This is a genomic window from Terrimonas alba, assembly GCF_042434975.1.
GTDB classification, from domain to species: domain Bacteria; phylum Bacteroidota; class Bacteroidia; order Chitinophagales; family Chitinophagaceae; genus Terrimonas_B; species Terrimonas_B alba.
Map to the genome: position 1 here is coordinate 122,938 of NZ_JBHMQM010000010.1, position 14,833 is coordinate 137,770.

The window sequence follows — 14,833 nt, forward strand, 5'->3', positions numbered from 1 at the left end:
AAAACCGTCCCGATAGATCGGGACGGTCGTGTTGCGTAAGAGTGCAACTTCGCTTTTAACCGAATAAACCACCTTTTTTCAGGGTTCTTACACCTTCACCGATTTTGAACCCGTTATGATAAACTTCAATTTTGTAATCACCTCTTTGGAAATCTTCCTGGCGAATAGGGAATGATACAGCTTTACGTGTACCTTGTTCGTACTCAACTGGTACTTTAGTAGTGAACTCCCTTTCACCATCAGTACGTGTAGTCAAAGTAGAAGAACCCAATTCAGTACTAGTTACTACTTTACCATCAGGAGCTGTAACCATGATATACATGTCAGCAGGACCTGATCTTGCAATACGGTTTTCGATATCAAAAGAAACAACCAGTTTGTCAACTTTTTTTGCTGTAGAAGTAGTTTTTTCTTTACCGCTTTTCTTTTCGTTCACCGGAGTGATCTGAATATTTGAAGCGCTGAAAGTTGAACCTACATCCACAACTTGAGTTAATGCTTCTTTTTCAGCACTTGAAGTTTGAAGATTTTGCTCCAACACTTGCTTTTCACTAGTAAGCTGAGTGTTGTTAGCTGTCAATTCCTGGTTTTCACCAGTCAATCTTGATACTTCTGCTTCAAGACTTGCGATCTGGTTGTTAAGGTCAGCGATCATTGCTTTCGCTCTTTTCAGATCAGCTGCAGTAGCATTTTTATCATTTAAGATACGTCTGATCTCCGCTTTATTTGCATCGATCTGTTTTTGCAATGTGCTTTTTTCACCTTGCAGGTTGTTGTTGGCTCCTGTGATAGAGTCCAAACGCATTTCAGCGTCATCATATAACAACTTCAGTGAGTCACGTTGTGTCATATAATTTTCAGACTGGGTCTGAGCAACCTGTATTGTTTCACCTGTTTTGTTTTTGTCGTATAACAGGTAACCCCAAGTACCCAAAAGACCGGCAGCAAGAATACCAATCAAAAGATTCTTATTGCCTCTATTCGGAGTACGAGGTTCATTTGGAGTCGCCGATGGATAATTTGTGTTTGTCATACAAGTGGGTTTTTAAAATGATTTTAGGTTTACTATTATTTTATTAGATATTATTTGGTTTTCAAGGTAGTTTACGGTTCCGTAGATTCTTTCGTTGTCCTCAATTCCGAAAACCGTGCCAGAAAAAATCGTAATGCAGAAAAAGTTTATTTTCAACTTAAACCACGTTCGGAAACCCTGTAACTTAGCGTTTTATGGCAATTGACAAGATAATAACAGAATGGAAGAAAAGCGTCTTTAAGCCGGTTTATTGGCTGGAAGGCGATGAAGAATATTTTATTGACAAAATAGTTGACTACGCTGAACATCATATTTTAAAAGAAAGCGAGGCATCGTTTAATCTAACCGTTTTTTACGGCCGTGATACTTCCTGGGCCGATGTGGTAAATGCCTGTCGCCGCTATCCCATGTTTGCAGAAAAGCAGGTAGTGCTTTTGAAAGAAGCACAGCATATGCGTGACATTGAAAAACTGGAGCCTTATATAGAGAACCCGCTTTTATCAACTGTATTTGTTGTTTCCTATAAAGACAAAAAAGTTGACGGACGTTCTAAATTGGCAAAGCTGCTCAAGCAAAAAGCGGTATTGGTTACTACCAGGAAAATTTACGATAGTCAACTGCCTGAATGGACGCAGGAGTTACTACAATCAAAACAATTATCGATTTCACCAAAAGGACTGGCGCTGCTGGTGGATCATATCGGTAACGATCTCTCCAGGATAGAAAATGAAATAGAAAAAATTTCGATCAATCTTGGAAAAAGAAAGACCATTACCGAAGAGGACATCGAGGAATTTGTCGGTGTAAGTAAAGACTTTAATGTCTTTGAACTGCAATCGGCATTGGCCCGGAAGGATCTGGCAAAAAGTATCCGCATCATCCAATATTTTGAATCAAACCCCAAAGCAGCGCCCATACAATTAGTTCTTCCATCTTTGTATAGTTTTTTCAGTAAAGTATTTATGGTATTTGGTGCTGGCGGTGGTGATGAAAAAGCCATTGCAGCAGCTATCGGTGTCAATCCATTTTTTGCCAAAGACTATATACAGGCTTCCAGGGTTTACGATTACCAGGGTGTGGAAAGGATCTTATTATTGTTGCATCAGTACAACCTCAAAAGTATCGGTATTAATAATGCCGGCGCTGAAGACGGTTCCCTGATGAAGGAAATGGTTTGTAAAATGATCGCCTGAGCAACGATCGGTTTATCGTTTACAGCCTAAGCCGGCCGTTCATGTATTTAAATGACAGTTTACTCCTTAGTCCCCGGGGTTTGCTATGAAAAGCTTTTCTTTGCACAATTATTTTCGGCAGAAAACCATCTAAGAAACAAATAAAAGAAAAATGAAAAAATTATTGGGCTTTTTGTTGGCAGCTGGAACGGTGGCATTGACCAGTTGCGAAACCACCCGTGAAATTTCCTTTAACAAAGACGGTAGCGGTACCCTGGTCACTACTACAGATATGAGCAGCCTGATCGGCATTGCAAAAATGTCTGGCCAGGGAAAGGGAATGGATAGTGTTGACAAAGCTATCGACACCACTATTTCTCTTGATAAAATGGCAGATAGTATTCCTGATCTCTCGCCTGAAGAAAAAGACCTGGTTAGAAAAGGCGTATTAGGGCTTAATGTTAATATGACTGACGAAAAACTCATCACCAAACTCCAGTTCCCCTTTACCTCCGGGGCACAGATCAATAAATTGGATGTTATTTCTTCAAAAGTGATGCAACAGGCAATGAAAAAACAAGCCTCTGCCGGAGAAAATGCGCCACCCATCCCGGATGATGAAATGCCTAAAAACTCAATGGATGATTATTTCACGACTACTTACGGAAAAAACCTGATCGTAAAAAAACATATCCCGGAAAAATATGCAAAAGTGGACGATGATAAAGGCATGCAGGCTTTGAAGGAAATGGCAGGCCAGGGAATGCCGATGAGCAATACCCTGATCTTTAATTTGCCCAGTCCCGCAAAAAAAGTAGAAGGTAAAAATGTAAAACTATCTGAAGACAAAAAGAAAGTGACGATCGTAAGTTCTGTAGATGATTTCTTTGATGATATAACCAAGCTTGAATTCCGGATAGAATACTAAGCAATATGTAATAGGCAAAAGGGCAACACTAAAAAAGTTTGCCCTTTTGCTTTATAAAAAAATCAGGCTGAAGATTGCCAATTGTTTATTGCTAATTGCCTGTTATTTCACAATACTTTCTGGCTGTCTACTTTATCCTGGTCAATTTGCCTGACCAGTTCATCCAGTGAATCAAATTTTATTTCTTGCCGTAAATATTTCTTTACGTATACCCGCAGTGACCGGTCATAAATTTCACTATTGAAATCGAAAAGGTTTACTTCTATCACCCGTTTTTTCCCATCTACCGTGGGGCGAAAGCCAATACTCATCATTCCTTTGATACGCTGCGAACTCCCGGTAGACGGCTGGTTTTTTCCGGTAAGCGTTTGAACATTTTCCACCAACTCGGCATATACGGCGTAAATACCGTTGCCTGGGGTTATTTTTTCTTCATCCTGTATTTTAAGGTTAGCGGTAGGGTAGCCCAACTTACGTCCCAGTTTATCACCATGAATCACTTTACCGGTAAAGAAAAATTCATAGCCCAGTAGTTTATCTGCTATTTCTATTTGGCCATTCAGCAATGCCTCACGGATGCGGGTGGAACTAATAGAAATTTCATCCAGCACATGTTTGGGAATTTCTTTTAGCTGGTATTTGAAAACCGGGGCCAGGTTTTCCAGCAAGACATAATCACCCTTTCTTTCTTTACCGAACCGGTGATCATAACCGATAATAATAGTATGCGGGTGGAATTTATTGACCAAAAAATGTTCAACATAATCTTCGGCCCGCTGGTTGGCAAAGGCATCGGTAAAAGGCACGATAACGAGATGATCTATTCCGAGTTGCTCCAATAAACCGATTTTTTCTTCCAGTGTGTTAATCAACCGGATGCCCAGTATCGTGGAGGAAACGATCTTCCGGGGATGGGGATGAAAAGTGATAATAACCGTTTCTCCATTAATAGCCTTTGCTTCCTGCTTTAGCTTCTCAATGATCTGCCGGTGCCCCATATGCACCCCATCAAATGTGCCTATCGTGATAACGGAGTTATGAAACAAGGGCAGATTTTCTATATCATAGTGGACCTTCATAAAAGTGAAGCAAAACTAATTGAAAAAGCTAAATCAAGATGTGATGTTTAATAGTCAGTATTCGTTACCAGTTTCCTGTTACCAGTAACAGGAAACTGGTAACTGGTAACATATCCCGTTTGGTTGCATAAAATCAATTAGGAATCTTTCAATCCGTGTTCTGTTTCTTTTTAGCTTTGCCGCACAAATTTGGATATGAGTTTATACGAGAAAAGAGGTGTATCAGCCCAGAAAGAAGAAGTACATGAAGCAACAAAGCATCTTGACCAGGGACTTTTTCCCAAAGCGTTTTGTAAAGTATACCCGGATGTACTCTGTGGCGATAATAACTGGGTAAATGTAATGCATGCAGATGGTGCAGGTACCAAAAGTATCCTGGCTTATCTATATTGGAAAGAAACGGGAGATGTATCGGTTTGGAAAGGAATAGCCCAGGATGCGATCGTGATGAATTTGGACGATTTGCTTTGTGTCGGTATCTATGACAACTTTCTTTTTTCTTCCACCATTGATCGTAATAAAAAAAATATCCCGGCCGAAGTGCTGGAAGCGGTTATCAATGGTACGCAGGAGTTTTTTGATAACATGAAAGGTTTTGGCGTCAACATCAACTTCATGGGTGGTGAAACGGCGGACGTTGGCGATGTGGTTCGTACTATTGCCGTCAATGGTACGATGACTGCCCGCTGGCCGAAGGATAAAATCGTTACGAATGAAAAGATAAAACCAGGAAATGTGATTGTTGGTTTAGCGGGTTTTGGCCAGGCAAATTATGAATCAGCTTACAACAGCGGTTTAGCCAGTAACGGGCTTACAAGCGCCAGGCATGATGTGCTGAATAAGGCTTATGGAAAACAATATCCCGAGACGTTTGACAATTCGCTTTCGGCTGATGTGGTTTACATCGGACCTCATAAAATGACGGAGGAAGTGGAAGTCGGAAATCAGTCGTTGGAGATCGGAAAACTTTTGCTCTCACCAACCCGAACCTTTGCTCCTGTGATGAAGGAACTGTTGGAAAATCATTTTGACAGCATCAACGGATTGATCCATTGCAGCGGTGGCGGGCAAACCAAATGTTTGAAATATGTTCCGGAAAATGTTCGCATCGTAAAAGACAACTTATTTGAACCGCCGGTTATCTTCCAGTTAATACAAAAAGCCAGTGGCGCCGATAACCGTGAAATGTACCAGGTATTTAATATGGGAACACGGCTTGAAATATACACCAATGAAAAAGACGCTGACAAGATGATCAGCGTCGCTAAAAGTTTTGGTGTGGAGGCGCAGGTTATTGGCAGGGTAGAGGAGAACAAGAAAAAGGAATTGGTAATCGACGTAAAAAACAACAAGCTGGTTTATTGATCAGGTTTGTTGTTGCTGCATGCAGAAGATCTTATTATTGTTTTACTTTTTGAACTGCTTCCCTGGTTGGATAGCCGATGACGGTCACTTCTTTTACCTTGTTGGGTTTAGGAATGCCATAGCCAGCCACTTTTACTTCTTCGATTCGTTTTGATGAATCTTTAGGATAACCTGCTACCGTAATTGGTGCATGGTTTGCGTATCCTATAGCAACTACCTCACCTTTTTCAGTGGGTTTTGGAATGCCTGACACTATCACTTTTTTTGTTTGAGCTGGTTTTGGAAAGCCAACAACTACTACTTCATTAGTTGTTTTTACACCCTCTTTAACTACCCCGGTGACGTCACTTTTTTTGCCGGGAATAACGAAAGTAAATGGCTGCTTCCTGTAAGCATTTACTTTAAATCCATTTTGTATACCTGGGATCCAGCGAGGTCCTTTCTTTATCGCTTCCACCACCTGTTCCTCCATGCCATAACCATGTTTTGTCAAGGGCTTCACATCTATAATTTCTCCTTCTTTATTGACCACAAACCGGACAAACACGGTATAATTTCCGGATGGGGCACCGTTTTGTATTGGCAGCTTGGTATCAATATGTTTTGTGATATGGTTTATCCATGCTGTTTGGCCGCCCGGAAATGAAGGCTCGATTTCCAGTTTTTCAAAAATTATATTATCGTCCTTTGATTTTGGTACAGTGTCGGTCATTAATTGTGATTGATCCGGGTTTACGGAAGTTTTAGCATTTTTATATTTTACTATTCCTTCCAAAATGCTCCTGGCAATTTTTTCCTGGTTTGTTTTGTCAGTCACAAATTTTATGTCTTCCGGGTTATTAATAAATCCACATTCTAATAAAATAGCCGGACAAGAACTCTGATCCAGAACATATATTCCTGTTTGGTTTCGGATTCTTGCTTCGGTCCTGGTTTTATAGAGTGATGATAAATTTTGCAAAATGGCCGAAGCCAGTATTTTATCTTCGGTTGCTTCCCGGTTTTTTGAAATATAGGCTTCAAAGCCTGAATATTTGTTTTGGTTTTTTTCTGGTGTTGCACTGAGATGCAGGGAAATAAATGCATCAGCCTTCATCTCCGTTGTCAGGGCGACTCTTTTTCTGAGTGCTTCATTTTTATCGTGTACAGCACCTGGAAATTTATCGTCTTCCCTGGTTAACACTACTGTAATATTATATTCACTGGCTACTGCTTTTACTGCTTTAGCCAGTTCGAGTGACAATTGTGCTTCTTTATATTTTTCATCAGGCGACTTAGCTCCCGGATCATTACCCCCATGACCTGCATCAACAACAACAGTGATTGGTTTTTCAGACCATATAGTCTTATTATTTATCTTGTTTTTGTAGGTAAATGCAAATAGGGTGACAGTGATGGCTGCCAACGGTAATACCATTATTTTTCTCAGGTATTGATAACCTGTTTTTTTAGATGAGGTGAGCATAGTAATACGCCTTTTGATTTGGTTATGGAAAAATGGATTGGTTAACCTTGTGTTGGGAGAGCCTAATACCTGCATGAGCAAAAGTTCAGCATAGTCCCATTCCTTATTTTCTTCAACGGCAAACTTGTCAGCCAGGAATTCATGAATAGTTTTTATTTCTTTTTTTAAAAGATGGAAGAAAGGATTTATCCAAAATAATATCGTGATCGCCTCAAGGAAAATAGTATCCCAGCTATGTTTTTGCCGGATATGAAATAGTTCATGCCGGAATATTTGCTGGCCATTATCCGAATTGATCTCGATTTTATTGTTCCAAAAAAGCCAGCGGAAAAAAGAGAAAGGAGTAGCAGGATCAGTTGTAGCAATAAATTGGATATTGTCCAGTTTTTCTTTTGGATAGATGTTTATCATGCGAACGATTCTACATAATGCCAGAAGAAACCTGACAAATAAAATCACTCCCACGATGATGTAAAGAAGTGAAAGAATATTTTTGAAAGAAAACCATGATTCTTTCGCCGTTATGGTTGTGATCACATCATCTTCTTCAAAACCACTGGACGAAATAGTGGTTAGCGTTTTTAGGAAGATTGGTTTTGTTGTAGTATCATCAAAATACACGGGAATTTGCAAAAACGGAACAATGATGCTGAGGACTACAATAGATAACAGATAGTATCTGTTGTATTGATGAAATTTTTTATTTCGCAGAAAAAAATGATAATATCCATACAGTATGCCTGAGCTGATAATTACCTGGAGCAGGTAAAGCAATATCGTTTTCATTTCTTAGGGTTTTGCTGTTTTTTAATTTGCTGTAAAAGCGTCTCGAGTTCTTCAATGGAAATGTTGTTTTCCTTCACCATAAAAGACACCACATTACTGAACGACCCTTCGAAATAGCCTTTTACCATTTGCTTCATGGTGCGTTTTGAATATTCTTCCTTGCTCATCAGCGGATAATATTCATGTTGACGTCCCAATACATGAATGCCAACAAATTCTTTTTCCACTAAAATCTTTAAAAGTGTGGCAACAGTATTTTGGTGAGGTTTTGGTACAGGCATTGCTTCTACAAGATCCCTGAGAAATGCTTTATTTAATTTCCATAAAGCCTGCATTACCTGTTCTTCTGCTTTGGTCAATGTTTTCATACATGAAAAAATTACAATTCAAACGTATAACTAATTTTTTAGTTTAACAACTAAATTTTTAGTTTAATAAAAAATTGAACTCCTCTTAGGATAGAATCCTTTATTTTGCAACAAAAGTTGGAAATAATGTCAGAGCCGATTATTGAAATAAGTCATGCCAATATATACCAGGGTAATAATCTTGTGTTGCAGGATGTAAATCTTACGGTCAATAAAGGAGAGTTTGTGTATTTGGTTGGTAAAACAGGAACCGGCAAATCCAGTCTTTTAAAAACACTATATGGTGAGTTGGCATTGACTGAAGGAGAAGCTACAGTGGCTGGTTTTAGCATTCGCAACCTGGATTGGAGAAAGGTACCTTACCTGCGCCGGACATTGGGAGTTGTATTCCAGGATTTCCAATTACTGACTGATCGCAATGTAAACAACAACCTGAAGTTTGTTTTAAAAGCAACAGGATGGACCGATGAAAAACTGATGGATGAAAAAGTGTTGGATGTGTTAGACAAAGTGGGCTTGAAGGCGAAAGGTTTTAAAATGCCTTTTGAATTGAGTGGCGGTGAACAGCAAAGAGTAGATATAGCCCGTGCCTTATTGAATTCTCCCAAACTGATCCTTGCAGATGAGCCTACGGGCAATCTTGATCCTGAAACCTCTGATGAGATCATGAATTTGCTGTTTCATATCAGCCGTGACTTTAATACATCCATTGTAATGGCAACGCATGATTACATTGTGGTGCAAAAATTTCCAGCCAGGACGATAAAGACAGAAAGAGGAAGGGTGATTGACAATGCTACCATAACCATTGAATAAGCTGGCGGGCATTTTTTTCATTGTCATAGGTGGATCCCAGCAATTGCTTTCGCAGAATGATTTCCTCTCTTGTAAAAGGTTGGTGATACAATTGCGTAATGATAGAAGCAAAAGCATTTGCCGTGCTGCCTATATGGCAAGCATCTTCTAATCCTGTACCTTCTACCATTTGCTGGTTCACCACACAATGTCTTCCCTCAAACAATGCATGTAATAATTTAAGCCTGATGCCGGTTACTTTTTTATTGAAGCACGGCAGCACATGTATTTGCGCTTTATGAACAAGATCATTCATCTCCGATTCAGCAGGGTCTGCCACCAGGCAGGTATGCTGGCAAAGCCCGGCTAATTTCTGCAATCTTTTCGATGGTTTTTTTCCTGCAATGACAAAAGGAACCCTCGCTTTTGTAAAAACCTCGCATAGCAGCCATAATGCTGCTTTCTCATTTTCAATTACAGAAAGATTGCCATGATACAGGCAAATGCATCCCTGACCCTCTTGTCCATTTACTTTTTGCCAGCTGGGGAATGCAGGTAGAAACTTTACTTTGTCTAACTTATAGTCGTGCTGTAGCAGTTGAATATCATTTTCCGAAATACAGGCATAAACACAATCCTGTGGCAAATGATGCGTGTATTTCTTTAGAAGCCTGCTTTCATTGTAAAAAAATATTTTTTTGACAAGGCTATGTTCGGCCATTGCCAGTTCTTTGTAATAAATGCTTTCTTCATTGTGCATCCGCACAATAATTTTCCGGGCTTTCAAATCCAGCTTTGGTAATATACCCGTGCAATGAATGCCTTCCAATAATATCGGGTGATTATCCTGTTGCAGCCTTTCAATCAATTGCTCATTGATGCGGGAGGAAACAATGAATGGTGTCTTTAGCGAAAATCCTGATGGATTGTTCTCTCTTTTGTAAACACTGATTGTTTCACAAAACTGGTTTAACTCATTGGGATTACCCCTTTCATTATAGCTGAAATAATGCAGGTGAATCCGGATACCAAGCTTGTGAAACATTTTGATACGATTCATCATATCAATAGCGCCGCCATAATCAGCAGGCCAGGGCACATCGAGGCATACGATATGTAAATAACGATTCACCTATTTAAAAATGGATTGATAAAAACTGAGCAATTTTTGTTCTTCATGTTGCCAATTGATTAATTCTCTCTTTTGCAGGCAATTTTGCTGCAGTTCATGATACAAAACATCATTTTCGAGCAATAGGTTCAGTTGAGCCGCAATATTGCTGCTGCTCAAATCTTCAATTAGAACAGCAACAGGAGAGTTTTTGTTTATTTCCCGGTACACAGGATAGTCTACGCCCAACTGGGGGACGCCAGCATGGATATAGTCAAAAAAGCGGTTGGCCAGTGAAAAATAATTGCTAAGACCTTTGTTTTCAAACAAGGTGAGCCCAATCCAGGCTTTATACAAATATTGCGGAAGTTGATTTGGCTCTATTTTGCCGAGAAAGATTATTTTTTTTTCAAGCCCGTATTTTTTTACCAGTGCTCTTGCCTGCTCCATGAAATTTCCATCCCCGGCAATCAGCAAGCGGGCATTTACCTCTTGCATGGCCGGGATGACGGTTTCAAAGCTCCGGCCTTCATTGACTGCACCCTGGTAGTAAATATATTTCTCTTGTTTTTCCGGTATTACAAATGGCTTGAGAACCGGCGCATTTTTGATAACGATATATTCACAGCCATACATTCGTTTAAACTCTTGTGCAATTGGCTCATTTACCGTGTAGCCAAGTTTAAATTGAGGAACAGTTTTTCGTTCAATGCCTTTCCAGATTTTGTAAACACCCGGCCGTTGTACAATTTCCTTCATCTCGCAAAAAAGTTCATGTGCGTCGTACACTCTTTTCTTGCCTTTAATTTTTGATACCCAAAGACAGGGTAAAATAGTATCCAGGTCTATCGCACAGATAAGATCCATTTTTCGGAAGAGTAAATAGAAGAAAAGCCGGATGTTGTATTCGGCATAAAACATTTTTCCTTTGGAAAAAAAGCAAAACAATCTTTTCTGCGAAAAGGGCATTGCCCGGAGCTGCACAGAGTCTTTCATTTTTCGGCCAACCAATGTCACTGCAAAGCCATCATTAGCTAACGAGGAGCAAATGCGTATCATTCGCTGGTCGTAGGTGAGGTCGTTAGTTACTGTAAATACAAGTTGGCGCATAAAGCGCCAAATATACATTCCTGCCGCCCAATAAAAAACCTTCCGCTTGTACACGGAAGGTTTTGTTTCTACATGTGATTATTAGACCTCTTCTGTATGTTATCTCTTTATTGTTACCGGTTTATTGCCCCATATTCATTCCTTCTGTTGCACCTCCCTGGTCGGCTCTTGTATTTTTGCGTTTGAATAAATTAGGGTCAATTTTTCCAAAACGCCAGTTGAAGTTGACACGAAGAATTTGCGGGTCACGACGACGGAACGCATCCTGGATAATGAAAGAGGATTCCGAATGGATGTCTGAGCGGCGTGTTCTGAAAATATCGTTCATATTTACTGAAACAGAAGCAGCCCTGTTTTTTAAAAATTCATAGCGAACAGCGACATCTACGCCATAGTTAGGACGAACATATCCTTGTGAAGCAGAAGCCGGACCTCCAAACATTGGTCCCATTCCCCGGCCACCACCGCCGCCACTGCCGCCGGGAGGCAATACTGTTTTAGACTGGTAATCACCGGATAGCTGAATGGAAACATTCTTCGGCAATTTGAATGTATTATTCACTTTTACGAAATAGCTTGTCAATCTCGGCTGGTCCGTTTCGCCGGCTAAATTGATCTTTACATCCGATGTATAAAGATTGAAATTGGGTGTAAACTCCCACCATTTAGTAAAACTATTTCTTGATGTTAATTCAATACCGGTGACATAGCTCGAATTGGCATTAATGAACGTAGTCAATGCAATGGTTTCGCCGCCTGAACCCGTGCCCCGTTCCTGGAAGCTGGTGATCAGATCGTCGGTATGCTTATAGTAAATGGATGCGAGGAAATTGCCTTTATTCTTAAATGTTTTTTCATACGAAAGCTCCAGTGAATTGGTGAATTCCGGTTTTAGTCCCGGATTACCTTTTCTTGGATTCAGCCTGTCTGATGAATCGGTGATCGGTGTCAGTTGCCAAAAGTTGGGTCTGTTGATCCGACGGCTGTAGTTCAATTGCAAACTTTGGTCATCACCCAATTTTTGAGAAACAAAAATGCTGGGAAAGAGGCTTACCGGAAATTTAATATCGAAGGTTTCGCCGGTTTTCAACAACTTGCCTTCATAGTTTGAGCTTTCGGCACGTAACCCCAATTGATAACCAAATGCTCCAACCTGGTTGGAGTAAGCTGCATAGGCGGCATATACCTGGTCATTGCTTTCATAATTTGTTTGCGAAGTTGGTTGCAGCACCCACAGCCCATTATCATCAACATAAAAAGCACTGGCGCTATTCGTTTTTCTCAACTGTGCCCGCAAGCCCATTTCTATTTTCGACTTATCGTTAATGGGATTAACAAAATCGGTTTGTATCACCAAATTTTCATTGTTGCCTCTTACCTGTTGCAGTTGCTTGTAAGTTCCGACAAGATCATGCGCTGGTACGCTAAATGTGTCGGTAACAATATTGCTGTTATTGGAGTTTTTACTTTTATTATAGGTCGCATCCGCGGTCCACTCACGGCCGGCCCTCGGGAAGTTATGCTTAAAGCTAATGGTAGCGCCAAGATTGCGGAAATTCCCTTTCATATCGGAGCTGCGATTGTAAAAAGAGCTTTTAGCCGGAGAATATAATGTATCAACGAGGATATCGCTTTCCGTATGCGGTTTAAAACTGCCCCTGGCGAAATTGGTACTCAACGATAAGGTGTTCCGGTTACTGATAAAATAATCCAATCCGGCACGGCCAAAACCAAATTGCCCCATTTGAACTGAGCGATCATTTTGCAGAATATAAGTATCCGGGTCGTCAAATAAATTAGTACGGGTTGTTTCGCCGGTGCTTATCGATTTTCGTTGATTGAACATACCGCTGGCAAACAAGTTTACCTTTTGCTGGCGAAGATTAATATCGCCTCCAAAGCCCACACGGCCGCGGGAATCCACATTGGTTCTTACATTTCCATTGTAGCCAACCTTTTTTTCTTTTTTGAGCACTACATTAAGAATTCCAGACGTACCGCCAGACGCATCAAATTTTGCTGAAGGATTAGTGATCAATTCAACAGTTTGAATAGCATCAGCCGGAATCTGCTCTAGTGTGAGAGTAGTAGGGCGTCCATCCACAAACAGTTGGGGTGTATTATTCCGCATAGTGACATTGCCGTCAATATCTACATTCAATGATGGAATATTACGCATAATGTCTACTGCTGTCCCCCCGGCCGATACCAAATTTTTGTCTACATTAAATATTTTGCGGTCGATTCCTAACTGTAATCCCGGTCTTTCAGAAGTAACTGTCACGTTTCCCAATACTTTTTCTTCGATTTCAATTTTGATGTTGCCAAGGTCTTTATCTAGGGCATTCATCATAGCACTCGGGTCACCACCTCTCTTTAGTTCAAAGGAGACATTTTGGGTGAATTCTTTATAACCGATGCCGGTTACTTTCAACTTCAAGGGACCGAATACAGGCACATTTTCAACGGTAAAGTCTCCATTGGCCCGGGTCAGCATACCACCTATTACTGTTTCTTTTCGTTGTTTGGTAACAGTGTCAAGTTTATTTTGTATAAGCTGAACAGATGCATATTCGACTGGTTTACCTGAAGTAGACTCGACGATTTTGCCGTACAAACGTCCGGTTATCGATTGTCCTTGTCCACGATTTCCTCCTCCAAACCGGGGCTGAGCAAATGAAATTGCTGTAAAAAATAAAAAAGAAGCAGTAAAAAAATATCTCATAATATGTTGTGTGAAGGTTTGAATATAGGTTGTGTGAAGATTTGACGCCCAAAATTGCCAGAACTTGCTGACAGCGTCATGACTATTACACGAATGGCATGAAATGCTATCCGAATTGACCTTCGGGAGTATTTAACCAGTTCAGGAGGACAGTAAAATGATGGCTAGTTGTATAAGACCAATTAGCAATCCAATACCAGCACCAAGCATAGATGCTGATCTTATTGGCCTATTAAGCTGTGTGTAAACAAGATTAGTAAGCTGTTCCGGCGAAATGGCTTTGATCTTTTCTCTTACGAGGTTTTCAATATTAAACTGCTGTTTTAATGTGCCACTAAACTGCAGCATTACCCGGGGGAAAAGGTCCTCTATTTCCCGGATAAAAATTTCTTTTAATGAACTGATGGTTTTGTCGCCAATGAACATGCTGATCATGGGCATTTGTTCTTTGAGCCTGTTGCGAAGAAAATCATCCATATGATTTTCAATAAGCGGTTTTACATTTTCAAAATTTTTAGGATCGCTGATTTTTTGTTCCAACCCCTTAAGGTCTGCAAACTGTGTAGCTGCATAGTTTGAAGCAGCCCTGGCTATCTCTTCTTTTCGGGCAGGAAATACCCCGTGGATTTTAAGGCCAAAAAAAGAAATTGGCAGATAGGGTTTAAAAAACAACTTAACTGCCAGGTTGATAGTGAGCCAGCCGACAAAAGCAGAAAGAAGGGGAATGGAAAGAAGCCAATAATTCATTCTTGGGACTTAATAAATTAAAAACCCCGTTCGCTTCTGACGAAATCGGGGTTTGGTAGGGTGGCTAACCGGGCTCGAACCGGCGACCCTCAGAACCACAATCTGATGCTCTAACCAACTGAGCTACAACCACCATTTTAGAGCTGCAA

The 14,833-nt window shown here is 40.4% G+C and carries 12 protein-coding genes and 1 tRNA gene; 4 read left to right on the forward strand and 9 right to left on the reverse strand.

Annotated elements, in window-relative coordinates; translation table 11 throughout:
* Positions 1–55 precede the first annotated feature (55 nt).
* Complete coding sequence (locus tag ACFEL9_RS24845) at positions 56–1,033, reverse strand: DUF8428 domain-containing protein (RefSeq protein ID WP_385895741.1); 978 nt, start codon at positions 1,031–1,033, stop codon at positions 56–58.
* A gap of 194 nt (positions 1,034–1,227) precedes the next feature.
* On the opposite strand from ACFEL9_RS24845, the gene holA reads away from it, so the two are divergent.
* The gene (gene holA / locus ACFEL9_RS24850; protein WP_385895744.1) at positions 1,228–2,226 is read left to right on the forward strand and encodes a DNA polymerase III subunit delta; all 999 of its coding nucleotides are present in this window, start codon (positions 1,228–1,230) and stop codon (positions 2,224–2,226) included.
* Positions 2,227–2,377: 151 nt separating this feature from the next.
* Positions 2,378–3,133 (forward strand): hypothetical protein, encoded by a 756-nt coding sequence (locus ACFEL9_RS24855; protein WP_385895747.1) that lies wholly within the window; start codon positions 2,378–2,380, stop codon positions 3,131–3,133.
* A 107-nt stretch (positions 3,134–3,240) separates the two neighbouring features.
* Here ACFEL9_RS24855 and ACFEL9_RS24860 read toward each other — a convergent pair whose 3' ends face one another.
* Complete coding sequence (locus ACFEL9_RS24860) at positions 3,241–4,212, reverse strand: bifunctional riboflavin kinase/FAD synthetase (protein ID WP_385895750.1); 972 nt, start codon at positions 4,210–4,212, stop codon at positions 3,241–3,243.
* A gap of 195 nt (positions 4,213–4,407) precedes the next feature.
* Here ACFEL9_RS24860 and ACFEL9_RS24865 point away from each other — a divergent pair, with 195 nt between their 5' ends.
* Positions 4,408–5,577 (forward strand): AIR synthase related protein, encoded by a 1,170-nt coding sequence (locus tag ACFEL9_RS24865; protein ID WP_385895753.1) that lies wholly within the window; start codon positions 4,408–4,410, stop codon positions 5,575–5,577.
* A gap of 34 nt (positions 5,578–5,611) precedes the next feature.
* Here ACFEL9_RS24865 and ACFEL9_RS24870 read toward each other — a convergent pair whose 3' ends face one another.
* Together ACFEL9_RS24870 and ACFEL9_RS24875 are read right to left on the reverse strand one after the other, a co-directional pair.
* A complete protein-coding gene (locus ACFEL9_RS24870; RefSeq protein ID WP_385895756.1) occupies positions 5,612–7,828 on the reverse strand; it encodes an N-acetylmuramoyl-L-alanine amidase in 2,217 nt (738 codons plus the stop codon).
* The gene (locus ACFEL9_RS24875) at positions 7,825–8,196 is read right to left on the reverse strand and encodes a BlaI/MecI/CopY family transcriptional regulator (protein WP_276503302.1); all 372 of its coding nucleotides are present in this window, start codon (positions 8,194–8,196) and stop codon (positions 7,825–7,827) included. The genes ACFEL9_RS24870 and ACFEL9_RS24875 overlap by 4 nt, the downstream gene beginning before the upstream one ends.
* A gap of 126 nt (positions 8,197–8,322) precedes the next feature.
* Here ACFEL9_RS24875 and ACFEL9_RS24880 point away from each other — a divergent pair, with 126 nt between their 5' ends.
* The gene (locus tag ACFEL9_RS24880; RefSeq protein WP_385895760.1) at positions 8,323–9,012 is read left to right on the forward strand and encodes a cell division ATP-binding protein FtsE; all 690 of its coding nucleotides are present in this window, start codon (positions 8,323–8,325) and stop codon (positions 9,010–9,012) included.
* Here ACFEL9_RS24880 and ACFEL9_RS24885 read toward each other — a convergent pair.
* The 5 genes from ACFEL9_RS24885 to ACFEL9_RS24905 form a co-directional block, all read right to left on the reverse strand.
* Positions 8,993–10,123 carry a glycosyltransferase family 4 protein gene (locus ACFEL9_RS24885; protein WP_385895763.1) on the reverse strand — a complete coding sequence of 377 codons (1,131 nt, stop codon included), beginning with the start codon at positions 10,121–10,123 and terminating at the stop codon, positions 8,993–8,995. The genes ACFEL9_RS24880 and ACFEL9_RS24885 overlap by 20 nt on opposite strands.
* Positions 10,124–11,212 (reverse strand): glycosyltransferase, encoded by a 1,089-nt coding sequence (locus ACFEL9_RS24890; protein ID WP_385895766.1) that lies wholly within the window; start codon positions 11,210–11,212, stop codon positions 10,124–10,126.
* A 121-nt stretch (positions 11,213–11,333) separates the two neighbouring features.
* Positions 11,334–13,937 carry a TonB-dependent receptor domain-containing protein gene (locus tag ACFEL9_RS24895; protein WP_385895769.1) on the reverse strand — a complete coding sequence of 868 codons (2,604 nt, stop codon included), beginning with the start codon at positions 13,935–13,937 and terminating at the stop codon, positions 11,334–11,336.
* 141 nt (positions 13,938–14,078) lie between these two features.
* Positions 14,079–14,684, reverse strand: a complete 606-nt coding sequence (locus ACFEL9_RS24900) for a DUF445 domain-containing protein (protein WP_385895772.1) — start codon at positions 14,682–14,684, stop codon at positions 14,079–14,081.
* A gap of 58 nt (positions 14,685–14,742) precedes the next feature.
* Positions 14,743–14,818: transfer RNA gene (locus ACFEL9_RS24905), tRNA-His, on the reverse strand.
* Positions 14,819–14,833 lie beyond the last annotated feature (15 nt).